We start from the raw sequence: 26,577 nt of genomic DNA on the forward strand, positions 1-26,577 counted from the left end.
GGCGCCTACGTGCTCGTGGAGGCGGGCGGGGGCCGAGGCGCTGGCGTGGTCACGAAGGCGGATGGTCGGTGCGGCGGCCTTCGGGGGTGGGCCGCCGCACCCGGGTCTACGAGTGGGTCGCGACCAGGAGTTCCACGACGTAGGTCTCCTCGACGATCTCGTCGGGGAACGTCAGGAGGAGGTGCTCGCGCTCCTCCGCGAAGAACGCCGCGGTGGCCTCCTCGCCCAGGACGAGAAACGCCGAGTGGCTGCCGATGTTGGCGAGGTGCGTGTCGAGCGGGACGCGGCGGCTCCAGCGGACCCGCCTCCGGTCGAAGGACAGGCGGCCACCGGGGTCGGCGCTGAGGGAGTGGGCAGCACGGGCGCCGCTGCCGTTCTTCTCGACCACCGGGTCGATGCCGAAGAAGCGCTCCATACGCCGGGCGGCCGCCTCGATCCACGGCACGTCGAGCGCCTCGGTGTTCCACCACAGGGCCAGTGCACCGCCGGGCCGCAGTACCCGCAGCGCCTCCGGCACGGAACGGTCCGGGTCGGTCCAGTGCCAGGACTGGGCGTACGTCAGGAAGTCCACGGAGGCGTCCGCGAGGGGGAGGGCGTCGCCGCTGCCCCGCACGATCGGGAGGCGAGGGTGGACGCGGCGGAACTCCGCTGCCATGCCCGGGCCCGGTTCCACGGCGAGGACGTCGGCGCCGCGGTCGTGCAGGAGGACGGTCGAGATACCGGTCCCCGCACCGACGTCGGCGACCTTGGCACCGGCCAGGGTCCGGCCCGCGAGCTCCTCGACGGCGTCGAAGAGGGTGGGCGGGTACGAGGGACGGTTCGCCGCGTACTGGGCCGCCGCCGCGTTGAAGGAGTGCGCTCGGGTGGCGTGCGGGGCGGGCTCGGGGGCGGAAGGAGAGGAGGAAGCCGTCATGGGGCCATGATCGCTGGCGGGGCGGAGGGTTGAGTAGGGGGTTTCGCAGGAGGGAGAGCGGGACCGGGTCAGGCCTTGCGGCTCTTCTTCGCCTTCGACGGGTTGCCGGTGCGGCGGGTGGTCCGGCGGGCGTACTGCTCCTTCGCCGCCTCGTACTCCTCGCGGTTCAGCCGCTCGCCGGGGGCCTCGGTGAGGGCGCGGAAGCAGTACGCGAGCAGCGAGCCGACGAAGCCGATGGCGAGGAGCCCCCGGAGGGATGCCTGGCGGTCGGGGTCGGGGCGCTTGGCGAACGAGTCCCAGGTGTGGCGGAACGCGAGGGCGCTGCACACCGCGAACATCACGACGACCATCACCGTCACGGGCGTGCCGACGTCGGCGATGGCCAGACCCTGGTAGGCGAAGCGGAGCACGAAGCAGGCGGCCACGGCCGCGGCGAGGGAGCCGACGGCCACACCGGCGCGTCGGCCGGCGTAGCCGCCGTCATGCTCCAGCCATGTCGTCCCGAAGAAACGCAGGGGCTCGGGCAGGGGCCCCGCGGGGGTGCCGGTCGCGGTTCCGGGGGTCGTCGTCTTGTCGCTCACCCGACGATTATCGCCCCGGCTCCGTGCGCGGTGGGCGCCGCGGGGCCCTGGTGCGGTGATGCGGTGGTGCGGGTCAGGAGCACTGCGGGGCGACGTAGCCGTCGCTGCCCGTGTGCACGTAGGCGTCCGAGACGAACTGGGCGTTGGCGATGTTGTCCCAGATGGTCGACGTGCCGTAGTAGCCGCTGACGGACTCCCCCTGGCACTGGCAGCGGATCGGGACGCTCTGACCCGCCGGGATCGTGCGGACGACCGGGTAGTGCGTGCCGGGCCCGCTGCGGACATTGACGCTGGCACCGGGCGCGAGCGGATACGTCCTGGTGACCGCTGCCGCCTGGGACATGGTTCCCGCCACGGCCAGGAGCGTGGCGGCGAGCCCGCCCACCAGCATCCCCTGTCTGCCGGACACGATCTTCACAGTCGGTTCCCTTCGTATGACGTCAGGAGCACTTCGGGGCGACATAGCCGTCGCTGCCCGTCTGTACGTACGCGTCCGACACGAACTGGCCGTTGGAGATGTTGTCCCAGATCTTGCTCACGCCGTAGGGACCGGTGACGGACTCACCCGGGCACTGGCAGTAGATCGGGATACGCGAACCCGCCGACAGGGTGCGGACGATGCTGAAGTGGGTGCCCGGGCCGCTTCTGACGTTGACGGTGTGACCCGGTGCGAGGGGGTAGGTGCGGAGCGCCTGGGCGGTCAGCGGCTCGGCTTCCGCCGCTTCGGTCGAGTCTGTGAGAGCAAGGTCTTCCGTGGCCATATCGATCTCCCCCGTTGATTGGTTCACGCCAAAATCAGGCTGCGCGCCGAGGCTAGCAAGCCGCCGATGTTTCGTACGCGGGATCGACTAGGCTCTGCGCGTCGCGCATGCGGTCGAACCCACGGGGGTGAGTGATGCCGCCACAGCGCAGCACCGGTACGGACCCGGAAGCGGAACAACCGCGCTATGCCGGGCAGTACCTGCTGGAGGCGGAACTCGGTTCCGGTGGCATGGGCATCGTGCATCTGGCGCGCTCCGCCTCCGGGTTGAGGCTCGCCGTCAAGGTCGTCCACGCCGCGCTCGCCCAGGACCCCGAGTTCCGGGGGCGGTTCCGCCAGGAGGTCACGGCCGCCCGCCGGGTCAGCGGTGCCTTCACCGCGCCCGTGGTCGACGCCGATCCCGAGGCCGAGAACCCGTGGATGGCAACGCTGTTCATCCCGGGGCCGACCCTTGCCGAGCACGTGAAGCGGAACGGCGCGCTGTCGTCGGCACGGCTGCGCCATCTGATGGCCGGACTCGCCGAGGCGCTGCGGGACATCCATCGTGCCGGAGTCGTCCACCGCGACCTCAAGCCGAGCAACGTCCTGCTGGCCGACGACGGTCCGAAAGTCATCGATTTCGGTATCTCCCGCCCGGCGGACAGTGAACTTCGCACAGAGACAGGCAAGTTGATCGGTACGCCGCCGTTCATGGCGCCGGAGCAGTTCCGCAAGCCGCGGCATGTGGGGCCGGCCGCCGACGTGTTCGCCCTCGGTTCGCTGATCGTGCACGCCGCCACCGGGAGCGGGCCCTTCGATTCGGACAGTCCCTATCTGGTCGCGTATCAGGTCGTGCACGACGAGCCGGACTTGACAGGCGTCCCGGACGATCTGGTCGGTCTGGTAGCGCGCTGCCTCGCCAAGGAGCCGGAGGACCGGCCCACGCCGGACGAGCTGATGACGGCGCTGCGCTCGGTCTCCGCGTCGTACGACACCCGGGCGTTCATACCCGAACAGCGCACCGGGAACGGGGAGTCGGAGAAGCCCGCGTTCGCGGTCCGGAGTGCGGTGCCCGAGCGTCCTGAGGGTTCCGAGGACCCGACCCACACGGCCGGGCGGAGGGGGCCCGGCAGGCGGTGGCGTCTGCCCGCGGCCGTCGCGGTCGCCGTCGCGGCCCTGACCGTCGGCGGCCTCGGCTTCCTCGGCCTTCATGGACACCCGCACGACCCTGCCGCGAAGGAGGAGACGGCGGCGACACCGCGGAACGCCTTCCGGCCGTGGGAGCTCGATCTCGGCGCCGCCGGCACGAAAGCCAAGGGACAGCCGCAGTGCACGGACGCGCCGAAGGCGCTGTTCTGCGTCCGGCCCGGTGTCCTGGCCGCCGGGATCGATCCGGACGACGGCAAGGTCCTGTGGTCCCGCAGCGACCCGGGGGAGGCGAGCGCCTACGCCACTTCGGCTCCGGTCCTCTCCGGCGGACTCCTGCTGGTCGGCAGCAGCAACGGGCAGCGCCTGACCGCGCTGGATCCCGCGACCGGCTCGACGCGCTGGAGTCGCGATGTCTCGCGCTACTCCGGCGGTGTGGCCCACGTCGGCGGCGTCGTCCTGCTCAGCGGCTCCGACTCCCGGGTCACCGCCCTGGACGCCGCCACCGGCGAGGAGAAGTGGCGCCACGCGATCCCGGGTCTGGCCGTGCCGCAGTTCCACACGTACGGGGACGGGACCGCCTATGCGGTGGCACCGTCCTCCGGGGCGGGGACCCGGGTGACCGCGGTGGACCCGGAGACCGGCGACGTGAAGTGGCAGCGCCGGGTGGAGGGGACGCTGGACCTGGTGGCCGCCCGGGACGGCGCCGTCTGGTTCACCTCGGCCACCGTCGACCAGTACACGAACGCCGTCCTGCGCTACGACGTGGCGACGCGGACGCTCCGCCGCACCGTGCTGCGCATCCCACAGGCGCAGGCCCAGACGGTGCTCCGGGGAGACGTGGCCTACCTGTTGGGGAGCGACGGTTCGCTGGTCGCCGTGGACACCCGGACCTCGAAGCAGCTGTGGCGGGTGGAGACGTCCGTCAGCAAGGCGTCGGCGCCGGTCGTGTCGGGCCATCGCCTCTACCTCAGCGCGGTGGACGGGCGTCTCATCGCGGTCGACACCGATCGGGGCGCCCTGCTCGGACAGACCCGGGCCCGCCTGGGTGACCAGCGGGGCTCACGCGTCGGACTGCTCCCCGCCCCCCTCCCCGCCCGCGACAAGATCTACGCCACCTCGCCCGACGGCTTCCTCTTCGCGGTCGACGCGCGGGATCCCTCGGGGTGGTGACAGCCGAAGGGGGCCGCCCCGGCAGGAGCGGCCCCCTTCGCTGTCTTCAGGCCGGTGTTCGGGCCGTTGTTCGGGCCGGTGTTCAGCCCAGCTTCGAGACGTCCCGGACCGCGCCCTTGTCCGCGCTCGTCGCCATCGCGGCGTAGGCACGCAGTGCGGCGGACACCTTGCGCTCGCGGTTCACGGGGGCGTAGGTGCCGTTCAGGGCCTCGTGGCGGGCGGCCAACTCCTCTTCGGAGACGAGGAGTTCGATCGAGCGGTTCGGGATGTCGATGCGGATGCGGTCGCCGTCACGGACGACGGCGATCGTGCCGCCGGACGCGGCCTCCGGGGAGGCGTGTCCGATGGACAGGCCCGAAGTGCCGCCGGAGAAGCGGCCGTCGGTGATCAGGGCGCAGGTCTTGCCGAGGCCGCGGCCCTTGAGGAACGAGGTCGGGTACAGCATCTCCTGCATACCCGGGCCGCCCTTGGGACCCTCGTAGCGGATGACCACGACGTCGCCGTGCGTGATCTCCTTCTTGAGGATCTTGTCGACGGCCTCCTCCTGCGACTCGCAGACGACGGCCGGACCCTCGAACGTCCAGATGGACTCGTCGACACCGGCCGTCTTCACGACGCAGCCGTCGACCGCCAGGTTGCCCTTGAGGACCGCGAGGCCGCCGTCCTGGGAGTAGGCGTGCTCGGCGGAGCGGATGCAGCCGTTCTCGGCGTCCTGGTCGAGCGCCTCCCAGCGCTCGGACTGGGAGAAGGCCTCGGAGGAGCGGACGCAGCCGGGGGCCGCGTGCCACAGCTCGATCGCCTCGGGGGACGGGGAGCCGGCGCGCACGTCCCAGGTCTTCAGCCAGTCGGAGAGCGACGGGCTGTGCACCGAGTGGACGTCCTCGTTCAGCAGGCCCGCGCGGTGCAGCTCGCCGAGGAGGGCGGGGATGCCGCCGGCGCGGTGCACGTCCTCCATGTAGTACGTGCGGTCCTTCGCGACGTTCGGGGCGACCTTGGCGAGGCACGGCACCCGGCGCGAGACGTCGTTGATCTCGTCCAGACCGAACGGGACGCCGGCCTCCTGGGCGGCGGCCAGCAGGTGCAGGATCGTGTTGGTGGAGCCGCCCATCGCGATGTCGAGCGCCATGGCGTTCTCGAAGGCGGCGTGGGTGGCGACGTTGCGCGGCAGGACCGACTCGTCGTCCTGGTCGTAGTAGCGGCGCGTGATGTCGACGACCGTGCGGGCCGCGTCCTCGTACAGGCCCTTGCGGGCGGTGTGCGTGGCGAGGACCGAGCCGTTGCCCGGCAGGCTCAGGCCGATGGCCTCGGTCAGGCAGTTCATCGAGTTGGCGGTGAACATGCCCGAACAGGAACCGCAGGTCGGACAGGCGTTCTCCTCGATACGGAGGATGTCCTCGTCCGAGATCTTGTCGTTCACGGCGTCGGAGATCGCGTCGACCAGGTCGAGCGTGCGCACCGTGCCGTCGACCAGGGTGGCCCGGCCGGACTCCATGGGACCGCCGGAGACGAAGACCGTCGGGATGTTCAGGCGCAGGGCCGCCATCAGCATGCCCGGGGTGATCTTGTCGCAGTTCGAGATGCAGATCAGGGCGTCGGCGCAGTGCGCCTCGACCATGTACTCCACCGAGTCGGCGATCAGGTCGCGGGAGGGCAGCGAGTACAGCATGCCGCCGTGGCCCATCGCGATGCCGTCGTCGACGGCGATGGTGTTGAACTCGCGGGCGATGCCGCCGGCCGCCGTGATGGCCTCGCTCACGATCCGGCCGACGGGCTGGAGGTGGGTGTGGCCCGGCACGAACTCCGTGAAGGAGTTGGCGACCGCGATGATCGGCTTCCGTCCGATGTCCGCGCCCGGTACACCGGAGGCGCGCATCAGGGCACGTGCGCCCGCCATGTTGCGGCCGTGGGTGACTGTGCGGGACCTCAGATCGGGCATCGTCGCTCGCTCCTTCGGGGAGGCATGAGGAGAGTTATGACTGACGTCGAGCCTACGCCGGTGCTCCAGGATCCGGACAGGGTGTCCGCATCCCGGGACATCCGTCTCGCCCAGCGGCCACCGCTACGGGGTGTACGCGCAGGTCAGCGAGGGTGCGAGGGCCCGGCTCCCCACCGTACGCCGGTCCGCTCGCTCATGGGTTCGTCAGGTGTCCCTGGACCACGGGAGCCACGCCCGCCACGATGCGCTCGACGTCCGCGGACGCCAGCGGCTCGACCTTGATCACGTAGCGGAGCATCGCGACCCCGACCAGCTGGGCCGCCGCCAGCTCGGCGCGCAGTTCCGCGTCGGGGGTGTCGAGCCGGGCCGCGATCCGGCGCAGCAGCTGTGCGGCGACCAGCCGGCGGAAGACGGCGGCCGCGGTGTCGTTGTTCACCGCGGAGCGGACGATCGCGAGCAGCGGGGTGCGGCTCGTGGGGTTCTCCCAGACGCCGAAGAAGAAGCGGGTCAGGCGTTCGCCCACGTCGTCGAGCGGGCCCTCCACGATCATGTCGGGGGCGCCGAGCGCGGGGGCCATGGCTCCCTCGACGGCTGCCTCGAAGACCTGTTCCTTGGTGCCGAAGTAGTGGTGGACGAGCGCGGAGTCCACACCGGCGGCCTTGGCGATGCCGCGGACCGACGTCTTCTCGTACCCGCGCTCGGAGAACTCCTCGCGGGCCGCGTCGAGGATGCGGTCGCGGGTGGCCGGGCCCGCCTCCGTCTGCGTACGGCTGGGGCGTCCCCGGCCGCGGCGGGGGGCTGCGTCCGTCACCTGCGGGGGGCCTTCACCTGCGGGGCACCTTCACGGCGGACGCGAGGTGGAGCCGGGTGAAGGCCAGCGCCTCCGCCAGGTCGGCCTCGCGCTCGGCGCTGGACATGGCGCGGCGGGTGTTGACCTCGATGACGACGTGGCCGTCGAAGGCGGACTGGGCGAGGTGGTCGAGCAGCTCGGCGCAGGGCTGGGTGCCGCGGCCGGGGACCAGGTGCTCGTCCTTGCCGGAGCCGTTGCCGTCCGCGAGGTGCACGTGACCGAGGCGGTCGCCCATGCGGCCGATCATGTCGAGGGCGTCCGTGCGGGCGGTCGCGGTGTGGCTGAGGTCGATCGTGAAGTGCCGGTAGTCGTCCTTCGTCACGTCCCAGTCGGGGGCGTACGCGAGCATCTCGCGGTCGCGGTACCGCCACGGGTACATGTTCTCGACGGCGAACCGGACGTCCGTCTCGTCGGCCATCCGCCAGATTCCGGTGACGAAGTCGCGGGCGTACTGGCGCTGCCAGCGGAACGGGGGGTGCACGACGACGGTGCTCGCGCCGAGCTTCTCGGCGGCGGCCTTCGCGCGCTGGAGCTTGGTCCACGGGTCGGTGGACCACACGCGCTGCGTGATCAGGAGACACGGGGCGTGGACGGCGAGGATCGGCATCCGGTGGTGGTCGCTGAGCCGGCGCAGGGCGTCGATGTCCTGGCTGACCGGGTCGGTCCACACCATGACCTCGACACCGTCGTAGCCGAGGCGCGCGGCGATCTCGAAGGCCGTCGCCGTCGACTCCGGGTACACGGACGCCGTGGACAGCGCGACCTTCGCATCCGGGATCCGCACGACTGGTTCTGCCACGAGGGACAGCGTACGGGGTGCTTACGGGGTGGGGGTGGGGGTCGGTGGGGGCGCGCGGGCGCTCTCCGGGGCGGGGTGATCGGTCCCCGGGGCGGGGGTGGTTGGGCTCCTGCCTGGGGGTTCTCGTCTCCCCCGGGTCCGGGTGCGACGTCCCGTCGGCTCGGGGGTCTGTGAGGCTCGTCTCCGGGGAATTGTGGGCAGGGCCACGCGGTGGGGGGGTGCAGGTGCGTGCCTCCGGGTGCGGGTCGCCCGTGGCTGATCGCGCCGTTCCCCGCGCCCCTTGAACCCCGACTCCGCCCCACCCCGTTTCCCAGCACCCTGCGTCTCCGAGCCACCGGCCCCGTACCCCGGTGCCGGTCGCCCGTGGCCGGTCGCGCCGTTCCCCGCGCCCCTTGAACCCCGACCCGCCCCGCTTCCCAGCACCCGGCATCACCGAGCCACCGGCCTCCGCGCTCCGCTGCCGGTCGCCCGTGGCCGGTCGCGCCGTTCCCCGCGCCCCTTGAAGACCGTCCCCGCCCAGCCCCGTCTTCCGGCACCCGGTCCCGGTGGGCTACTCGGACTCCATCTGGTCCAGGCGGCGGAGGATCACTCCCTCGCGTAGGGCCCAGGGGCAGATTTCCACTGTTTCCACGCCGAAGAGGTCCATGGCGCCCTCGGCGACCAGGGCGCCGGCGAGGAGTTGGCCGGCGCGGCCCGGGGAGACGCCGGGGAGTTCGGCCCGTTCGTCGGCGGTCATGGCGGTGAGGCGGGGGACCCAGTCCTCCAGGGAGCGGCGCTTCAGTTCGCGCTGGACGTAGAGGCCGTCGGTGGAGCGTGCCGCGCCGGTGAGGCGGGCGAGCTGCTTGAACGTCTTGGACGTGGCGACCACGTGGTCGGGAGCGCCGAAGCGGCTGAACTCGCCGACGGTCCGGGCGATCTGGGCGCGCACGTGACGGCGCAGGGCCCGGACGTCCGCCGGGTCCGCCGGGTCGGTGGGCAGCCAGCCCGCCGTCAGCCGGCCCGCGCCGAGCGGCAGCGACACCGCGGCGTCGGGCTCCTCGTCGATGCCGTACGCGATCTCCAGGGAGCCCCCGCCGATGTCCAGGACGAGGAGCTTGCCCGCGGACCAGCCGAACCAGCGGCGGGCGGCCAGGAAGGTGAGCCGGGCCTCCTCGGCGCCGGTGAGCACCTGCAGCTCGACACCGGTCTCGGTCTGCACGCGCGCGAGGACCTCGTCGGCGTTGCTCGCCTCGCGCACGGCCGACGTGGCGAACGGGAGCAGTTCCTCGACGCCCTTGTCCTCGGCGGCCTCCAGGGCGCCCTGGACCGTTTCGATCAGTTTGTCGACGCCCTCGGGGCCGATCGCCCCGCTCTCGTCGAGCAGTTGGGCGAGCCGCAGATCGGCCTTGTGCGAATGCGCGGGCAGCGGGCGGGCGCCGGGGTGGGCGTCCACCACCAGCAGATGCACCGTGTTCGAACCCACGTCGAGGACACCGAGTCTCATGCACGGAACGCTACTGCCCGCGCGGCGCTTCTCGTGGGCCGGGGCGAAAGCCCTTGTCAAAGGGTGATCTGCGGGTGACGGACGGGGCGTCCCCGGAGCGGGCGGAAGCGACTTACCCTGGACCCGTGCCAAAGACGAAAAAGGCGAAGTCCGACAAATCAGCCACGGGTTCTTCGCAGGCGAAGGCCACGAAGTCGAAGAAGGCAGCGATGAAGAGCGACGAGAAGGGCCTCGACTTCGCCCGCGCGTGGGTGGAGTTTCCCGATCCGGCCGACGACGAGCAGATCTTCCGGTGCGATCTGACCTGGCTGACCTCGCGCTGGAACTGCATCTTCGGGAGCGGCTGCCAGGGCATCCAGGCCGGCCGCGCCGACGACGGCTGCTGCACGCTGGGAGCCCACTTCTCCGACGAGGAGGACGAGCAGCGGGTGGCGGGCCACGTGGCCCGGCTCACGCCGGAGCTCTGGCAGCACCATGACGTGGGCACGAAGACCGGCTGGGTCTCGGAGGACGACGACGGCGAGCGCCAGACCCGCCCGTACAAGGGGTCCTGCATCTTCCAGAACCGTCCCGGCTTCGCCGGCGGCGCGGGCTGCTCGCTGCACATCCTGGCGGTGAAGGAGGGGCGCGAGCCCCTGGAGACCAAGCCGGACGTCTGCTGGCAGCTGCCCGTGCGCCGCACGTACGAGTGGATCGACCGGCCCGACGACACCCGGATTCTCCAGGTCTCCATCGGCGAGTACGACCGCAGGGGCTGGGGCCCGGGCGGCCACGACCTGCACTGGTGGTGCACGTCGGCGACCTCGGCGCACGGCGCCGGCGACCCGGTGTACGTCTCGTACCGGCCGGAGCTGGTCGAGCTGATGGGCAAGGAGGGGTACGACCGGCTGGCGGAGCTGTGCGAGGAGCGCCTCGCCTCGCAACTGCCGCTGCTGGCACCGCATCCCGCGGACCCGGTGGCCTGACCGCATCGCCCGAGGGCGTGATCACGGTCCGCGTGCCGCGCGGGGGCCGTTCCTACGACGTGGGGCTCGCCGTGCCGCTGTCGCTCGGCGGGGGCGTCGAGCCGCCCGGGTCTGAGGGGGACGAGTCGGTGGGCGTCGGGGTGGGCGACGGGTCGGCCGGGCTGTCGGACGGCTCCGGGCTCGCCGGAGGGGTCGAGCCCGGCCCCGACGAACCGGTGGCGCTCGGGGTCGGACCGGGCCCGTGGCCGTGGCCGTGCCCGTGGTCACCGGGGTGGGACGGGCGCGCGTTCCCGTACCCGTCGATGGTCACGACCGCGCCCGCCGGGGCGATCGACACCCGCGCTCTCCACTGGCCCAGCGGCTCGTGGAGATGATCGACGTACACCTTGATCGTCACTGACGCGCCGGGGTCGAGCGTTCCGGACGCCTTGCTCAGGTAGAGCCAGGCCGCGCCGGTGCGGGCGGACCAGTGGACCGGTGAGCTGCCGGACGCGGTCAGGGTGACGAGCGTGGTGTCGCCGTCCGTGCGGGCCGTCACGGAGAGGTGCCCCTGGCCGTGCCCCGGGGCGCTGACGACCTCCACGGAGACGTCCGGTGAGCGGCTGCCCTTGGTGAAACGGGAGTCGGGCCGGGAGCTGGCGTTGCCCGCGTTCTCGTAGCCGCCCGCCCGGCCCGCGTCCAGGCCGTCGGGGTCCTGGGCCTCGCTCGCGGTGGCCGGACGGCCGTCGACGCCCTCCCCCGTCAGCGGCGCCCCCCGGTACGCCGCCCACAGCGCGACGACGGGCGCCGCGACGACCGTGGCGACGATCGCGGTCGTGACGGCACGCGCGCGCAGCCGGTCCCGCCGGGCCGCGTGATCCTTGGGGTCCATCGGGAATCCGCGCCGGTCGAAGCGCGGGGCACTGCCCCGCGCGCGGGGTGCGTGTGTCATCGCCACGCGCAGGTCCGCCTGCGGGGCTTCGAGGACGGGGAGCGCGGCGGGCGTGACACTGGTGCCGGGCCAGGTCCCGGGGACCGCGCGCTCGGCGGTGCGGCGGCAGCGGGGGCAGTCGTCGACGTGCCGGACCAGTTCGCCGCGCAGGGTGGCGCTCAGGACGAGCCGGCTGTCACCGGTGAGCCGGGCGACGCTCGGGCAGGTGCCCGTCTCCACGACGGCGAGGGCCGCACGCGTGCGCTCCACCTCGCAGGCGGCCGAGGCGAGCAGCTCGCGCGTGCCGGCCAGGTCCATGCCGAGGACGGCGGCGACCTCGTGGGCGGCGAGCTGGTGGCGGACGGCGAGTTCGAGCGCCTCGCGCTGCTCCGGGGTCGTACCGGCCGCCTCCGGCCAGGCCAGCAGGGCGAGTTCGTGGCTCCGGCGCGCCTGGGTCTCCTCGGAGAGGGGGACGGCGCTCAGCGCCTCGGCCGCGCGCCGGTCGGCGGTGGCCTTGTGCGCTCCTTTGTGGGAGGCCTTCGTCTCGGCGCTCCCTTCGGCGCCCGCCGCCGGCCCGAGACCCGGGGAGTCGATCCTCTGCCGCTTCGACGGCTTCCGCGGAGTGTGCCGCCCGGAGGCGTGCGCCGCCTGGCGCCTGCGCCGCGCCTCGGTGAGCTTGCGCAGGCAGGACCAGCGGGCCAGCGCGTAGAGCCAGGCCCTGCGGTCGGCCCCGGACTCCGGGCCGCGCGGGCTGCGGCGCTCGGCGAGGGCGAGGGTGTCCCCGAGGGCGGCGGTGGCCGCGTCGTGGTCGCACAGTACGGACAGGCAGTAGGTGAACAGGCCGTCCAGGTACGGCTCGTACCGCGCGGGGGGACGCTCGGCCAGGGTGTGGGGGGTCGCGCCGCGGGGCACGGCCGCCCGCTTGCGCGCGGCTCCGTGCGCCCGGTGTGCGCCGGTGGTGTGCGTGGAGGTCTCCGGACTGCTGCTCATCACCCGTGCGACCGTAGGTGCCCGACGGTGGCCGCTTCCTCCACCTTGAGCACATTTAATCCGTACGGGTGAAACGATCCCTCAATAGGGGACAGTGGCCCCCGATCCCTGGCCTGGGCCGTCACGGGCGGCGATGGCAGTCGATGGCAGATGACCCGGCGCGAGGGCGCCGGAGGTTCCGTCACGCGGGGGTGGAACCGGGGCACGGGGGGGCTCGGGGCGGCGGCTTCCGGGGGAGTCGGGCGGCCGGGGCGGACCGGTTCCGCCCCCGGCGCGGGCGGGGTTGTCAGTGGGTGCGGCTACGGTTCGGTCATGGCTGCCCGTACGAAGACCGCGAAGGACCGGCCGTCCTACCGCTGCACCGAGTGCGGCTGGCAGACGGCCAAGTGGCTCGGCCGCTGCCCCGAGTGCCAGGCGTGGGGGACGGTCGAGGAGTACGGCACGCCCGCCGTCCGGACGACGGCACCGGGCCGGGTGACCACCTCCGCGGTCCCGATCGGACAGGTCGACGGCCGTCAGGCCACCGCCCGCAGCACCGGCGTGCCCGAGCTGGACCGCGTCCTCGGCGGCGGACTCGTGCCCGGCGCGGTCGTCCTCGTCGCGGGCGAGCCCGGCGTCGGCAAGTCCACGCTCCTGCTGGACGTGGCGGCCAAGTCGGCGAGCGACGAGCACCGCACCCTGTATGTGACGGGCGAGGAGTCGGCGAGCCAGGTGCGGCTGCGCGCCGACCGCATCAAGGCGATCGACGACCACCTGTATCTCGCCGCCGAGACCGATCTGGCCGCCGTGCTCGGCCACTTGGACGCCGTGAAGCCGTCCCTGCTGATCCTGGACTCCGTGCAGACCATCGCCTCCCCGGAGATCGACGGCGCGCCCGGCGGCATGGCGCAGGTCCGCGAGGTCGCGGGCGCGCTGATCCGCGCGTCCAAGGAGCGGGGCATGTCCACCCTGCTCGTGGGCCACGTCACCAAGGACGGCGCGATCGCGGGCCCGCGCCTGCTGGAGCACCTGGTGGACGTCGTCCTGTCCTTCGAAGGCGACCGGCACGCGCGCCTGCGCCTCGTGCGCGGCGTCAAGAACCGTTACGGGACGACGGACGAGGTCGGCTGCTTCGAGCTGCACGACGAGGGCATCACCGGGCTGACCGACCCCTCGGGGCTCTTCCTCACGCGCCGCGCCGAGGCCGTGCCCGGCACCTGTCTGACCGTCACCCTGGAAGGCCGCCGTCCCCTGGTCGTCGAGGTGCAGGCGCTCACCGTGGACTCGCAGATCCCCTCCCCGCGGCGCACGACGTCCGGCCTGGAGACCTCCCGAGTCTCGATGATGCTCGCCGTCCTGGAGCAGCGCGGCCGGATCAGCGCGCTCGGGAAGCGGGACATCTACTCCGCGACGGTCGGCGGCGTGAAGCTCTCCGAGCCCGCCGCGGACCTCGCCATCGCGCTGGGCCTGGCATCCGCGGCGAGCGACACCCCGCTGCCCAAGAACCTGGTGGCGATCGGTGAGGTGGGACTCGCGGGCGAGGTGAGACGCGTCACGGGCGTGCAGCGCAGGCTGGCCGAGGCGCACCGGCTGGGCTTCACGCACGCCCTCGTCCCGGCCGACCCCGGCAAGGTCCCGGCCGGTATGAAGGTCCAGGAAGTGGCGGACATCGGAGAGGCGCTGAGCGTCCTTCCGCGCTCGCGTCGCAGAGAGGCCCCACGGGAAGAGGAGCGGCGCCGGTAGACTTTGCCCTGGTCTCGCCCGTCCGTACGAACCGAGCGCGACCGGAAACCCGCGACCGGAGGAGTGCAGTGGCAGCCAACGACCGGGCAGCAGCTCCCGGAAAGTCCGGTGGGAGCTCCGGTGCCGATGGCCAGATGCGCGCCGCACTCAGCGCCGTGGCACCCGGTACGGCACTGCGTGACGGACTCGAACGGATCCTCCGCGGCAACACGGGCGGACTCATCGTGCTCGGCTCCGACAAGACCGTCGAAGCGATGTGCACGGGCGGATTCATCCTGGATGTCGAGTTCACCGCGACCCGTCTGCGCGAGCTGTGCAAGCTCGACGGCGGCATCGTGCTCGACAAGGACATCACCAAGATCCTGCGGGCGGGTGTGCAGCTGGTGCCCGACCCCACGATCCCGACGGAGGAGACGGGTACGCGGCACCGCACCGCGGACCGGGTGAGCAAGCAGGTCGGCTACCCCATCGTCTCGGTCTCCCAGTCCATGCGCCTGATCGCCCTGTACGTCGACGGCCAGCGCCGTGTCCTGGAGGACTCGGCCGCGATCCTGTCCCGTGCCAACCAGGCCCTCGCGACCCTGGAGCGCTACAAGCTCCGGCTGGACGAGGTCGCGGGCACGCTGTCCGCGCTGGAGATCGAGGACCTGGTCACCGTCCGGGACGTCTCGGCGGTCGCGCAGCGGCTGGAGATGGTGCGCCGCATCGCGACCGAGATCGCCGAGTACGTCGTGGAGCTGGGCACCGACGGACGTCTTCTGACGCTCCAGCTCGACGAGCTGATCGCCGGCGTCGAGCCCGACCGCGAGCTGGTCGTCCGGGACTATGTGCCGGAACCGACCGCGAAGCGGTCCCGCACCGTCGACGAGGCGCTCTTCGAGCTGGACGCGCTCAGTCACGCGGAGCTTCTCGAACTGTCCACGGTGGCAAGGGCGTTGGGTTACACCGGTTCCCCGGAGGCGCTCGACTCGGCGGTGTCCCCGCGCGGATTCCGGCTGCTCGCCAAGGTGCCGCGGCTGCCCGGCGCGATCATCGACCGGCTCGTCGAGCACTTCGGCGGGCTGCAGAAGCTGCTCGCCGCGAGCGTCGACGACCTCCAGACGGTGGACGGCGTGGGCGAGGCCCGGGCCCGCAGCGTCCGCGAGGGCCTGTCCCGGCTGGCGGAGTCCTCGATCCTGGAGCGCTACGTCTGAGACGGACGACCGAGCGCCGGACGAGTGGATCTCGTCCGGCGCTTCGCTGTTCGGCGGGATCAGTCCCTCGAGCCCTCAGGCTCCGTCCTTCACGTCGGCCGCCTCAGTCCTTCGAGAGCACGAACGACGTCTGCGCCTTGGCCAGGCCCGGGGCCTTCGCCTCGACCAGGTAGGTGCCGGCGGGGGCCGAACCGGCGGGCGGCGTGGCGCACTTGGGGGCGCCGGGCTTGCGGTCCCACTTCACGGTGTAGGTGACCTGGCTGTGCGCCGGGACCCGGTACAGCGCGCCCGCGGCACCCTTCGGGCAGTCGTCGGACGCCCAGATGTCGTCGTCGCTGCCCGCCTGAGTGATCGTCAGAACCGTGTTCTTCGGGCCGAGATCGACCTGGCAGTCGCTGCCCGAGGTGTTCTTGGCGATGAGCTGGATGGTGGGCCGCTCGTCGGGGGCGTACGCGTTGTGCACGCTCTTGAGCGTCAACTTGACGTAGTTCGGCGTGCAGTTGGGGAGGCTGGAACCGGCAGGGAGCTGACCGCCCGCCGAGCCACCGGAACCCCCGCCGGCGCTTCCGCCGGAGCCCGCCGACCCGGAACCGTCGCCGGATCCGTCACCGTTCCCGCCGTCGCCACTGCCGCCCCCGCCACCGCTGCCCCCACTGCCGCTGCCGCCGCCACCGCTCGACTCGTCGCGGCCGCCCGGGTGTTGACTGATCGCGGGACCCGAGCCCGAGGGGCCCGGTGTGATCGAGGGCGCGGGGTTCTTCCCGTTCGATCCGCCGGAGTCGTTGTCACCACCCCCGCCGCCCGGGCCGACCACCCAGACCGTGAGCAGCGCCAACAGGGCTACCACGGACAGCAGAACGGCCCTCCGACGCCAATAGATCGTGGAGGGAAGCGGCCCGACCGGATTGCGCAGTGATCCCACGGCGCAAACTGTACGAGAGATCCGCCGCGTCTCCGGCCCCACCCGCCGCCCGGCATCAACTTTTCCGGATCATCATCCCGGTCGGCACCTTTCCGGGGACACGGAGAGCACCGGGTGCGGTGTTTCACCACCGCCCGCCCCCGGCGTCGCCCCCACGTCCCCGCCCCCGCATGGCAGGATCGATACCGCCATGACTGCACCCACCAAGCCCACCGAAACCGCCCGGAACGCTCCCGGCGAGGACCTCCACGCGCCCGTCATCGACTGGTTCGACGAGCACGCGCGCGACCTGCCCTGGCGGCACCCCGACGCCGGCCCCTGGGCGGTGATGGTCAGCGAGTTCATGCTCCAGCAGACCCCCGTCAACCGCGTACTGCCGGTGTACCAGCAGTGGCTGGCCCGCTGGCCGCGCCCCGCCGACCTGGCGAAGGACGCCCCCGGCGAGGCCGTCCGGGCCTGGGGCCGGCTCGGCTATCCGCGCCGCGCCCTGCGGCTGCACGGCGCCGCGGTGGCCATAACGGAGCGGCACGACGGCGACGTACCGACGGAGCACGCGCAGTTGCTGGCGCTGCCCGGCATCGGGGAGTACACGGCGGCGGCGGTGGCCTCGTTCGCGTACGGCCAGCGGCACCCCGTGCTGGACACCAACGTCCGCCGGGTCTTCGCGCGCGCCGTCACCGGCGTGCAGTACCCGCCGAACGCCACCACCGCGGCCGAGCGCCGGCTCGCCCGCACCCTGCTGCCCGAGGGGGAACGGACGGCCTCACGCTGGGCCGCCGCCTCGATGGAGCTCGGGGCGCTGGTCTGCACGGCGAAGAACGAGTCCTGCCACCGCTGCCCGATCGCCGCGCTGTGCGCCTGGCGGCTGGCCGGCAAGCCCGAGCACGACGGGCCGCCGCGCAAGGGGCAGACGTACGCGGGCACCGACCGTCAGGTGCGGGGCAAGCTGCTGGCCGTCCTGCGCGAGGCCCATGTGCCGGTTCCGCAGACCGCGCTGGACCGCGTGTGGGACGAACCGGTCCAACGGGCCCGGGCGCTCGACGGACTCGTCTCCGACGGACTGGTCGAGCCGCTCCCCGGCGGTCTGTATCGGCTGCCGCTGACATAGCCGGAGGGTCGAACGAGGACCGAACAGGGATCAACCCGGACAGAAACCCCCTCCGCCTTACCCAGCTCCTACATCCGTTACACAACCGACGGACAGCCGAGTGCTGGCCGCAGGCTGTCTCGGACAACCCCGTGACAACGCCTCCGTAGCTTCATTGCCGTACCGCAGGGCGGCCGCGACAAGCGGCCGGGGAGCCCTCGGTCGCAGGCAACGGAGAACCGGCAGCAGGCAGGTCGGAAACGGGGATGGAGGCGGTTGATCATGGCGCACGGCGAGGTGCTCGAATTCGAGGAGTACGTCCGCACTCGACAGGACGCGCTGCTGCGCAGTGCCCGCCGCCTGGTCCCCGACCCGGTCGACGCCCAGGACCTGCTCCAGACCGCGCTCGTACGGACGTACGGCCGTTGGGACGGGATCGCCGACAAGCGGCTGGCCGACGCCTACCTGCGCCGCGTCATGATCAACACCCGCACCGAGTGGTGGCGGGCCCGCAAGCTCGAAGAGGTGCCCACCGAGCAGCTGCCGGACGCGAGCGTCGAGGACGCCACCGAGCAGCACGCGGACCGCGCGCTGCTGATGGACATCATGAAGGTGCTGGCACCCAAGCAGCGCAGTGTCGTGGTGCTGCGACACTGGGAGCAGATGTCCACGGAGGAGACGGCCGCCGCACTCGGCATGTCGGCCGGAACGGTCAAGAGCACGCTGCACCGGGCGCTGGCCCGGCTCCGCGAGGAGCTGGAGAGCCGGGACCTGGAAGAGGGCGCCGCCCGCGCGCTCGAAGCGAGTAGGGAGCGGGAGCGTTGCGCGGCCTAGGAGTTCGGGCCAGTCAGGTCCTGAAGGCGGGGAGTTCGGCCGTGGCCGCGCTCGCCGCCCTCGGCCTTTTCACGACCGCCTGCGCGACGGGCGGCACCGGCGCCCGTGACGAGGGCCCGGCGGGCACGGACGCCGTCGCCAAGGGCAGTACGGCACCGGTCGCCTCCGCCTCGCCGACCCGGGCGCCCCGGCGGGTGGACGCGGTGAAGATCGTCCGCGACGATCCCGCGGTCAGCGCGGCGGTCAAGCGCGACCTGAAGCCGTGCGTCGCCGACGAGTACCCCGTCGACGTGTCGTACGGGGACCTCACCGGCGGCGGCTCGAACGACATCGTGATCAACGTGATGACCTGTGCCGACGCGGTCGGTATCGGCTCGTACGTGTACCGCGAGAAGAACGGCCGGTACGAGAACGTCTTCAAGGCAGAGGAGCCGCCGGTCTACGCGGAGATCGACCGGGGCGACCTGGTGGTGACCCAGCAGCTGTACGAGAAGGGCGACCCCGTGTCGTACCCCTCCAGCGAGGAAGTGATCACCTACGGCTGGTCCACGGCCCGCTTCGTCGAGCGGTCGCGGATCCACAACGACTACAGCAACGCGGTGGGCGGCGCGAGTTCGCCCGTCCCCGAGGCGAACTGAGAGCAGACGGAGCAGCCGGATGGCAGAGCAGACCCACGTCCTGTTCGTCGAGGACGACGACGTCATCCGCGAGGCCACGCAACTCGCCCTGGAGCGCGACGGCTTCGCGGTCACGGCCATGCCCGACGGGCTCTCGGGCCTGGAGGCGTTCCGCGCCGACCGCCCCGACATCGCCCTGCTGGACGTGATGGTCCCCGGCCTCGACGGCGTCTCGCTGTGCCGCCGCATCCGTGACGAGTCGACCGTCCCCGTCATCATGCTGTCCGCGCGCGCCGACTCCATCGACGTCGTCCTCGGCCTGGAGGCCGGTGCCGACGACTATGTGACCAAGCCGTTCGACGGCGCGGTCCTGGTGGCCCGGATCCGCGCGGTGCTGCGCCGCTTCGGGCACGCGAACGGCGGGCAGGGCGAGTCCGGCGAGGGGGCCTCGTCGGTGGACGGCGGTGTGCTCGCCTTCGGCGACCTGGAGATCGACACCGAGGGCATGGAGGTGCGCCGAAGCGGCACGCCGGTGGCGCTGACGCCCACCGAGATGCGGCTGCTCCTGGAGTTCTCCTCCGCGCCCGGTACGGTGCTGAGCCGCGACAAGCTGCTCGAACGGGTGTGGGACTACGGGTGGGGCGGGGACACCCGCGTCGTCGACGTCCATGTGCAGCGGCTGCGTACGAAGATCGGCCAGGACCGTATCGAGACGGTCCGCGGCTTCGGCTACAAGTTGAAAGCCTGAGCAGGGGTATGCGGGGGATATTTCAGCGGTCGGCGGCGGCTCCGGGCAAGCGCCGGGTGCCGGGGCAGGGACCGGACCGGGACGGACACGCGGACACGGTGGTGGGCCGGGTCACGCGCCCGGTCGGCGGGCCGGGGACCGGCGACGGCGCGGTCCGGGACACGGGCCGGATCCGCGGTCTGGGCATCGGCATCGACCGGGGCACGGACTCGGGCACGAGCATCCGTACGGGCATCCGCTGGAAGCTCAGTACGGCCATCGCCCTGGTCGGCGCGCTGGTCGCGATCGCGCTCAGCCTCGTCGTGCACAACGCGGCCCGCGTCTCGATGCTCGACAACTCGCGCGACCTCGCGGACGAGCGCATCCAGCTCGCGGAGCGCATGTACGGGCCGGGCCGGCCGCCGCCGTTCGGCGCCAAGATCGACGACCCCTCGATCCCCGCGGACCTGCAGGCGAAGGTCGGCGAGGGCCGGCGGGCGACCTACGTCTCGGACAACGCGGCCGGGGTGCCGGACATCTGGGCCGCCGTTCCGCTCAGGAACGGACAGGTGCTGTCCTGGCACGAGCGGTTCACCGACCGCAACGCGGACGTGATGAAGGACCTCGACCAGGCCCTGGTCATCGGCTCCATCGCCGTCGTCCTCGGCGGCAGCGCGCTCGGTGTCCTCATCGGCGGCCAGTTGTCGCGCCGGCTGCGCAAGGCGGCGGCCGCCGCGAACCGGGTCGCCAAGGGCGAGACCGACGTCCGCGTCCGGGACGCGATCGGCGGTGTCGTGCTCGACGAGACCGACGACCTCGCCCGGGCCGTGGACGCCATGGCGGACGCGCTCCAGCAGCGCATCGAGGCCGAACGCCGGGTGACCGCCGACATCGCGCACGAACTGCGTACCCCGGTGACGGGCCTGCTCACCGCCGCCGAGCTGCTGCCGCCCGGCCGCCCCACCGAGCTGGTGCGGGACCGGGCGCAGGCCATGCGCACCCTCGTCGAGGACGTCCTGGAGGTCGCCCGCCTCGACGGCGCCTCCGAGCGGGCCGAACTGCAGGACATCATGCTCGGCGACTTCGTCAGCCGCCGCGTGGCCGCGCGCGGGGCGGACGTCGAGGTACGCGTGGTGCACGAGTCGGAGGTCACGACGGACCCGCGCCGTCTGGAGCGCGTCCTGTTCAACCTCCTCGCGAACGCCGCCCGGCACGGGAAGCCGCCCATCGAGGTCACCGTCGAGGGCCGCGTCATCCGGGTGCGCGACCACGGTCCGGGCTTCCCGGAGAAGCTCCTCGCCGAGGGCCCGAGCCGCTTCCGTACCGGCAGCACGGACCGCGCGGGTCACGGCCACGGCCTCGGGCTCACCATCGCCGCGGGCCAGGCCCGGGTGCTCGGCGCGCGGCTGACCTTCCGCAACGTACGGCCCGCGGGCGCCCCCGACGACGTGCCCGCCGAGGGCGCGGTCGCCGTCCTGTGGCTGCCGGAACACGCGCCGACGAGCACGGGCAGCTACCCGATGCTGCCGCCCGCCGCGAAGTAGCGGGCGGCCGGGAGCGGGCAGGTCCGTCAGCTCCAGTCCCGCTCCAGGTCGAGGTCGCCCTCGCGGCGCTGGGTGAAGGAGAACCAGTTCCCGGAGTCGTCGCGGAACAGGGCCTCCGTGCCGTACGGGCGCTCCTGCGGCTCCTGGAGGAACTCCACGCCCCGGTCCTTGAGCTTGCGGTAGTCGCCGTGGATGTCGTCGGTCCGCAGCACGCCCGCGCCGAGCGCGCCCTTGGCGACCAGCTTCTTCATCATCTCGGCGGACTCGGGGTCCATGGCGGGCGGCCCCGGCACCATGAGGGTCAGCTCGACCTCGGGCTGGTCCGGCGCGCCGACGGTGAGCCAGCGCATGCCGCCCTCCCCCATCGTCATGTCCGTACGGACCTCCAGACCGAGCTTCTCTGTGTAGAACTCCCGGGCCCGGTCCTGGTCGAGAACCCAGACGGTCGAGATGGCCAGCCCTTTGATCATGGTGTGCTCCAGGTGTGCGGGGTCGCGCGGTACGGACGGGCGCGTCGTGCGTGCCCTGCCACCGTAGGCATCCGCCGGGTCAGGGCGCTTCTCCGGAATTGCGGTCTTCCGCGCCGGGGGCGGGCCGGGGCCCGGCGGCCGTGCCCGGCCCCGTCCGGAAGCCGCCGGCCCAGAGCATCGCGTAGCAGCCGGGGATGAGCGCCGCGCCGCGGCCGACGTGCCGCGCCCGGTACGCGCTCGGGGTCAGCCCGGTCCACGCCTTGAAGCGGGCCGAGAACGTGCCGAGGCTGCTGAAGCCGACCAGGTGGCAGATCTCCGTCACCGAGAGGTTCGCGGTGCGCAGCAGGTCCTCGGCGCGGTCGATGCGCCGGTGTGTCAGGTACTGGCCCGGGGTCTCGCCGTACGCCGCCTTGAACGCGCGGACGAAGTGGTACCGCGAATACCCGGCCCGCGCGGCCAGCGCGTCCAGGTCGACGCCGGGCTCGGCCCAGTCCCGGTCCATGACGTCCTTGGCGAGCCGCAGCTGCCGCATTCGGTCCACGTCCCGATGGTGGCACGCGGCACCGACAGGGGCCCGGCACGGGCGAAGGCCCCCGGGGCGGACAACGCCGGGGGCCTTCGAGTCGGGAGGGTCGGGGAGAGGCGGGCGGGATCAGACCTCGGCCAGCGGGACCGGCACCGCGTCGCGGGCCTCGTCCTCGCCGGGCTTGGGCGCGCCCGCTCCCTTCAGCGGGACCTCCTTCACGAAGACCGCCGCGATCAGGGCGGCCACCGCGACCACGGATCCGAGGAGGAACGCGGAGTGCGTACCGGACGACACCGCGTGCTGGTAGGCCTCACGGGCCGCCGCCGGCAGCTTCGCCAGGCTCGCCGCGTCGAGCTGCGCGGACTTCTCGGTCAGCTGGGAGCCGAGCGCCCCGGCCTTCTCCGTCATGACGTCCTGCACCCGGTGGTTGAACAGCGCGCCCATGATGGCGACACCGAACGACGAGCCGAGCGTACGGAAGAGGGTGGTGGACGAGGACGCGACGCCCATGTCCTTCATCTCGACGCTGTTCTGCGCGACGAGCATCGTGATCTGCATCAGGCAGCCCATGCCCGCGCCGAGCACCGCCATGTAGAGGCCGGAGGTGAGGCGGGTGGTCTCGGTGTCCATCTGCGAGAGCAGGAACAGGCCGATGATCATCAGCACGCTGCCGACGAGCGGGAAGATCTTGTAGCGGCCGCTGTTGGTCGTGACGCGTCCGGCGATCATCGACACGGCGAGCATCGCGCCGAGCAGCGGCAGGAGCAGCAGACCGGAGTTGGTGGCGGACGCGCCCTGCACGGACTGCTGGTACAGCGGCAGGAAGAGCACGGCGCCGAACATCACGAAGCCGGTGATGAAGCCGATGAGGGACATCAGCGTGAAGTTGCGGCTGCGGAAGATGTGCAGCGGGATGACCGGGGCCGCGGCCTTGGTCTGCCAGTAGACGAAGCCGACGAGGGCAGCGACGCCGATGCCGATCAGCTCCATGATGCGGGCGGAGCCCCAGGCGTACTCGGTGCCGCCCCAGGTGGTGACGAGCACGATGGACGAGATACCGAGGGCCAGCAGCCCCGCACCGAGGTAGTCGATCTTCGCCTCGACGCGCTTCTTCGGCAGGTGCAGCACCGCGCTGACCGCGAGGAGGGCGACGATGCCGAGCGGCAGGTTGATGTAGAAGGACCAGCGCCAGCCCCAGTGGTCGGTGATGGTGCCGCCGACCAGCGGGCCGAGGATCATCGCGAAGGCCATGACACCGGCCATCATGCCCTGGTACTTGCCGCGCTCCCGCGGCGGAATCAGGTCGCCGATGATCGCCATGACGCCGACCATCAGACCACCGGCGCCGAGGCCCTGGATGGCGCGGAACCCGATGAGCTGCCCCATGTCCTGGGCCATGCCGCTGAGCGCGGAGCCGATCAGGAAGATCACGATCGAGGTCATGAAGGCGCCCTTGCGCCCGTACATGTCGCCGAGCTTGCCCCAGATCGGGGTGGAGGCGGCGGTGGCGAGCGTGTACGCGGTGACCACCCAGGACAGGTGTTCCAGACCGCCGAGCTCACCGACGATCGTCGGCATCGCGGTGCCCACGATCATGTTGTCCAGCATCGCGAGCAGCATCGCGATCATGAGCGCCAGCAGCACGACGCGCACGCTGCGTGGCTTCTTGTCCCCCGCCGCCGGCTGGCCCACGGCCTCTCCCCCGGCCCCCGCGGCCGGCACGGCCGCCTGTGTCTTGTCCGCCATCGATTCCACTCCCCTAGCTGCGACTGCTTGCCGTTCGGCACTTACTTGCCGACCGGCAAGCTGACTACACTGAGGAAAGTAGACCCGTAACTAGCCGGGCGTCAAGTAAGTTTAAGTAGTTTTGCCAGCGGGGTCACAGGTACGTTTTCAGGGAGCACGAGGAGTACGAGGATGGGCGGCACGATGGACGGCACCAAGCGGCAGCGCCGGGGCGACACCCGGCAGCGCATCCAGGACGTCGCCCTAGAACTGTTCTCCGAGCACGGGTACGAGAAGACCTCGCTGCGGGAGATCGCCGAGCACCTCGACGTCACGAAGGCGGCGCTCTACTACCACTTCAAGACCAAGGAAGAGATCCTCATCAGCCTCTTCGAGGACCTGACGAGGCCGCTCGACGAACTGATCGAGTGGGGCAAGCAGCAGCCGCACAGCCTGGAGACCAAGCAGGAGGTCCTGCGCCGCTACAGCGACGCGCTGGGGGGCGCGGCCCCGCTCTTCCGCTTCATGCAGGAGAACCAGGCGACGGTCCGCGAGCTGAGCATCGGCGAGACCTTCAAGCACCGGATGATGAGCATGCTGGAGATCATCAAGGAGCCGGAGTCCCCGCTGACCGACCAGGTCCGGTGCATCAGCGCGCTCTTCACGATGCACGCCGGGATGTTCGTCCTCAAGGACGTGGAGGGCGACCCCGAGGACAAGCGCAAGGCCGTCCTGGAAGTCGCGATCGATCTGGTGACGCAGGCCCACGGCGGCACGGCCGCGTAGACGCGAACGCGGAGCGACGCCCGCGGGGGCGGAGCGACCCCGCGGAAGCTGAGCGAACACCGCGAAGGCGGAGCCACGAACGCGGAGGCGGAGCCTCTCGGCGCCACTTCCTGGCGCCGTGAGACTCCGCCTTTGTCCGCCCCGTCCGGGCACTGCCGCGCCGGATCACCGGCGCGGGGTCGATCAGACCTTGACGCCCTTGCCGTGCAGGAAGGCGACGGGGTCGATGGCCGAGCCGTAGTTCGGGGTCGTACGGATCTCGAAGTGAAGGTGCGGACCGCTCGAGTTTCCGGTGTTGCCGGACTTGGCGATGTGCTGACCGGTCTTGACGACCTGGCCTATCTTCACGTCGATGCGCGACAGGTGGGCGTACTGCGAGTACGTGCCGTTGCCGTGCTTGATGACGATGGCGTTGCCGTACGCCGGGCCGTCACCGGCGCCGTTGCCGCCGGCCTTGACGACGGTGCCGCCGTGAGCGGCCATGACGTCGGTGCCCAGCGGCACCGCGTAGTCCTGGCCGGAGTGCTTGTGGGACCACATGCCGCCGGCCTGGTTGAAGGTGGCGGACAGCGTGTACTTCTTGACCGGGTCGATCCAGGAAGCGGCCGTCTTGGCGGCGGTCTTCTTGGCGGACACGGCGGCCTTCTTCGCCGCGGCGGCCTTGTTGGCGGCTGCGGCCTTCTTCACCGCGGCGGCCTTGGCCTGCACGGCGGCCTGCGTCTGCACGGCGTGGGCCGCGGTGACGGTTCCGCTGCTGCTGAGCCCGGCTTCGGCGGCGCTCGCGACCCCCGCACCCAGTGCGACCGTGGCGCTCAAGCCGACGGCCACGACGGCCGCCCGATTGCGGACCAGGGACGAGAGGGACTTGCGGGACGTGACGCGCTTCGACATGAATACCTCGTGATGACGGGGACAAGGACTGTGCGACCACCCGGTGCGATGACCTGCGACCCGGTGGGGCCATACCTTGGTAACCCGCGCACCCAGGGATGCTCAAACCCCCTCGCTACGACGCAAACTAGTAGTTCATCTCGAAACCGAATGAACCTTGACAGGTCGGACATCCGGGACGCAATCTTCCTGATTCGACCCGGGAAACGAGGTTTAGGCGCACTTCGAGCTGTGGCACCCCTGGCCGGACGGGCCTCCGGCCCCTCGACCCGCAGGACGGGAGGACCGTCCCGAGGGTTCCGGGTCAAAGGTCCTTTATGTCCGTTCTTGCGCATCCACTATTCACCCTAGTACCGGACAAATCGCCTGTGCGCCATGTCACCGGGCAGCCGGTTCCGGACCCCCCTGAATGTGACCCGGGCTACCCTCCCGCCCCTGGTCACAAGGCACTTGGGCATGTGCGCCAGGCCACTCCCTCCCCCTCCGCACTGACCCAGGGCGACGGCCCGGACGTGGTCCGCGACCGAGGGGAGGGCGTTGGGGGATCCGGGGCCCCCTCCGGCGAGCCCGATAGGGCGAAACCGAGCCCGGAAAGAGGCCCGCCGGTGCTGCTGCTCCGGCGCCTTCCGCGACACCGGACCACCGAACAGGGGCGGCGCTGCAGAGCCGCTCCGCTGGACCGCTCAGCGGGCAGAGCAGCCCGCGCCACCCCGCCCGCTGAGCCGCCCAGGCGCCGGGCGGCTGAGGCGCTGGGCAGCCTGCGCCTCCCACCGCTGGGCCGCTGAGGCGCCGGGCGGCTGAGGCACTGAGGCCCTGGGCAGCCTGCCCCGCCCCGCCCGCTGGGTCGCGGAGGCACCAGGCAGCCCGCTGAGTCGCGGAGGCACCGGGCGGCTTGCGCCCGGGCAGACCCGCTGTGGGGCCCGCCCCCCGGCGCGCTGAACGGCTTGCGCGCGGACCCGGGCCGGGTGCGCCCCGGACCCCCGCTGAACGGCTTGCGCGGACCCGGGCGGGGTCCGGCACTGGACCGCTGGGCCAGCCGGCCCGCAGG

General features: G+C 72.0%; 24 protein-coding genes. 10 read left to right on the forward strand and 14 right to left on the reverse strand.

Annotated elements, in window-relative coordinates; translation table 11 throughout:
• Positions 1 to 106: 106 nt before the first annotated feature.
• The 4 genes from OG406_RS18555 to OG406_RS18570 all read right to left on the reverse strand — a co-directional run bounded on the left by OG406_RS18555 (position 107) and on the right by OG406_RS18570 (position 2,255).
• Positions 107 to 913, reverse strand: a complete 807-nt coding sequence (locus OG406_RS18555; protein ID WP_329186738.1) for a class I SAM-dependent methyltransferase — start codon at positions 911 to 913, stop codon at positions 107 to 109.
• Between the two features lie 68 nt (positions 914 to 981).
• Positions 982 to 1,494, reverse strand: coding sequence for an EamA/RhaT family transporter (locus tag OG406_RS18560; protein ID WP_164372965.1), 513 nt, complete (start codon positions 1,492 to 1,494; stop codon positions 982 to 984).
• Positions 1,495 to 1,567: 73 nt separating this feature from the next.
• A complete protein-coding gene (locus OG406_RS18565) occupies positions 1,568 to 1,885 on the reverse strand; it encodes a hypothetical protein (protein WP_382751128.1) in 318 nt (105 codons plus the stop codon).
• Between the two features lie 49 nt (positions 1,886 to 1,934).
• Positions 1,935 to 2,255 (reverse strand): peptidase, encoded by a 321-nt coding sequence (locus tag OG406_RS18570; protein ID WP_081218655.1) that lies wholly within the window; start codon positions 2,253 to 2,255, stop codon positions 1,935 to 1,937.
• A gap of 134 nt (positions 2,256 to 2,389) precedes the next feature.
• Here OG406_RS18570 and OG406_RS18575 point away from each other — a divergent pair, with 134 nt between their 5' ends.
• Complete coding sequence (locus tag OG406_RS18575; protein WP_329186739.1) at positions 2,390 to 4,552, forward strand: serine/threonine-protein kinase; 2,163 nt, start codon at positions 2,390 to 2,392, stop codon at positions 4,550 to 4,552.
• A gap of 82 nt (positions 4,553 to 4,634) precedes the next feature.
• Here the strand turns inward: OG406_RS18575 and ilvD are convergent, their stop codons facing one another.
• From ilvD to OG406_RS18595, 4 genes are all read right to left on the reverse strand, one after another.
• Positions 4,635 to 6,488, reverse strand: coding sequence for a dihydroxy-acid dehydratase (gene ilvD / locus OG406_RS18580; protein ID WP_164372962.1), 1,854 nt, complete (start codon positions 6,486 to 6,488; stop codon positions 4,635 to 4,637).
• Between the two features lie 193 nt (positions 6,489 to 6,681).
• A complete protein-coding gene (locus OG406_RS18585) occupies positions 6,682 to 7,299 on the reverse strand; it encodes a TetR/AcrR family transcriptional regulator (protein ID WP_164372961.1) in 618 nt (205 codons plus the stop codon).
• Positions 7,300 to 7,312: 13 nt separating this feature from the next.
• Positions 7,313 to 8,137, reverse strand: coding sequence for a sugar phosphate isomerase/epimerase family protein (locus tag OG406_RS18590; RefSeq protein WP_164372960.1), 825 nt, complete (start codon positions 8,135 to 8,137; stop codon positions 7,313 to 7,315).
• A 550-nt stretch (positions 8,138 to 8,687) separates the two neighbouring features.
• Entirely contained in the window at positions 8,688 to 9,620 is a 933-nt protein-coding gene (locus OG406_RS18595) for a Ppx/GppA phosphatase family protein (RefSeq protein ID WP_267051478.1), read from the reverse strand.
• A 125-nt stretch (positions 9,621 to 9,745) separates the two neighbouring features.
• On the opposite strand from OG406_RS18595, the gene OG406_RS18600 reads away from it, so the two are divergent.
• Positions 9,746 to 10,585, forward strand: coding sequence for a hypothetical protein (locus tag OG406_RS18600; RefSeq protein WP_164372958.1), 840 nt, complete (start codon positions 9,746 to 9,748; stop codon positions 10,583 to 10,585).
• 52 nt (positions 10,586 to 10,637) lie between these two features.
• Here the strand turns inward: OG406_RS18600 and OG406_RS18605 are convergent, their stop codons facing one another.
• Complete coding sequence (locus OG406_RS18605; protein ID WP_329186744.1) at positions 10,638 to 12,485, reverse strand: BACON domain-containing protein; 1,848 nt, start codon at positions 12,483 to 12,485, stop codon at positions 10,638 to 10,640.
• Between the two features lie 312 nt (positions 12,486 to 12,797).
• Here OG406_RS18605 and radA point away from each other — a divergent pair, with 312 nt between their 5' ends.
• Together radA and disA are read left to right on the forward strand one after the other, a co-directional pair.
• On the forward strand, positions 12,798 to 14,207 hold the full coding sequence (gene radA / locus OG406_RS18610; protein ID WP_081218648.1) for a DNA repair protein RadA: 1,410 nt from the start codon (positions 12,798 to 12,800) through the stop codon (positions 14,205 to 14,207).
• Positions 14,208 to 14,275: 68 nt separating this feature from the next.
• Complete coding sequence (gene disA, locus OG406_RS18615) at positions 14,276 to 15,400, forward strand: DNA integrity scanning diadenylate cyclase DisA (protein ID WP_081218647.1); 1,125 nt, start codon at positions 14,276 to 14,278, stop codon at positions 15,398 to 15,400.
• 103 nt (positions 15,401 to 15,503) lie between these two features.
• On the opposite strand, the gene OG406_RS18620 is transcribed toward disA, so the two are convergent.
• Positions 15,504 to 16,322: a hypothetical protein gene (locus OG406_RS18620; RefSeq protein WP_329186747.1), complete on the reverse strand. Its 819-nt coding sequence runs from the start codon at positions 16,320 to 16,322 to the stop codon at positions 15,504 to 15,506.
• A gap of 190 nt (positions 16,323 to 16,512) precedes the next feature.
• On the opposite strand from OG406_RS18620, the gene OG406_RS18625 reads away from it, so the two are divergent.
• The 5 genes from OG406_RS18625 (at position 16,513) to cseC (ending at position 21,131) form a co-directional block, all read left to right on the forward strand.
• Complete coding sequence (locus OG406_RS18625; RefSeq protein WP_329186748.1) at positions 16,513 to 17,430, forward strand: A/G-specific adenine glycosylase; 918 nt, start codon at positions 16,513 to 16,515, stop codon at positions 17,428 to 17,430.
• 261 nt (positions 17,431 to 17,691) lie between these two features.
• Entirely contained in the window at positions 17,692 to 18,243 is a 552-nt protein-coding gene (locus tag OG406_RS18630; RefSeq protein WP_164372953.1) for a SigE family RNA polymerase sigma factor, read from the forward strand.
• Between the two features lie 41 nt (positions 18,244 to 18,284).
• A complete protein-coding gene (locus OG406_RS18635) occupies positions 18,285 to 18,881 on the forward strand; it encodes a hypothetical protein (RefSeq protein WP_164372952.1) in 597 nt (198 codons plus the stop codon).
• A gap of 19 nt (positions 18,882 to 18,900) precedes the next feature.
• Positions 18,901 to 19,608: a two-component system response regulator CseB gene (gene cseB / locus OG406_RS18640; RefSeq protein WP_329186752.1), complete on the forward strand. Its 708-nt coding sequence runs from the start codon at positions 18,901 to 18,903 to the stop codon at positions 19,606 to 19,608.
• An 8-nt stretch (positions 19,609 to 19,616) separates the two neighbouring features.
• Positions 19,617 to 21,131 (forward strand): two-component system sensor histidine kinase CseC, encoded by a 1,515-nt coding sequence (gene cseC / locus OG406_RS18645; RefSeq protein ID WP_239155431.1) that lies wholly within the window; start codon positions 19,617 to 19,619, stop codon positions 21,129 to 21,131.
• A gap of 26 nt (positions 21,132 to 21,157) precedes the next feature.
• Here the strand turns inward: cseC and OG406_RS18650 are convergent, their stop codons facing one another.
• The 3 genes from OG406_RS18650 to OG406_RS18660 form a co-directional block, all read right to left on the reverse strand.
• Positions 21,158 to 21,601: a VOC family protein gene (locus OG406_RS18650; RefSeq protein WP_164372950.1), complete on the reverse strand. Its 444-nt coding sequence runs from the start codon at positions 21,599 to 21,601 to the stop codon at positions 21,158 to 21,160.
• Positions 21,602 to 21,680: 79 nt separating this feature from the next.
• Positions 21,681 to 22,133: a helix-turn-helix transcriptional regulator gene (locus OG406_RS18655; RefSeq protein ID WP_266849456.1), complete on the reverse strand. Its 453-nt coding sequence runs from the start codon at positions 22,131 to 22,133 to the stop codon at positions 21,681 to 21,683.
• Between the two features lie 120 nt (positions 22,134 to 22,253).
• Entirely contained in the window at positions 22,254 to 23,873 is a 1,620-nt protein-coding gene (locus OG406_RS18660) for an MDR family MFS transporter (RefSeq protein WP_164372949.1), read from the reverse strand.
• Between the two features lie 171 nt (positions 23,874 to 24,044).
• Here OG406_RS18660 and OG406_RS18665 point away from each other — a divergent pair, with 171 nt between their 5' ends.
• Positions 24,045 to 24,638 (forward strand): TetR/AcrR family transcriptional regulator, encoded by a 594-nt coding sequence (locus OG406_RS18665; protein ID WP_329186759.1) that lies wholly within the window; start codon positions 24,045 to 24,047, stop codon positions 24,636 to 24,638.
• Positions 24,639 to 24,821: 183 nt separating this feature from the next.
• Here the strand turns inward: OG406_RS18665 and OG406_RS18670 are convergent, their stop codons facing one another.
• Positions 24,822 to 25,529: a M23 family metallopeptidase gene (locus OG406_RS18670; RefSeq protein ID WP_164372947.1), complete on the reverse strand. Its 708-nt coding sequence runs from the start codon at positions 25,527 to 25,529 to the stop codon at positions 24,822 to 24,824.
• Positions 25,530 to 26,577 lie beyond the last annotated feature (1,048 nt).

Source organism: Streptomyces sp. NBC_01428 (genome assembly GCF_036231965.1).
Lineage (GTDB): Bacteria > Actinomycetota > Actinomycetes > Streptomycetales > Streptomycetaceae > Streptomyces.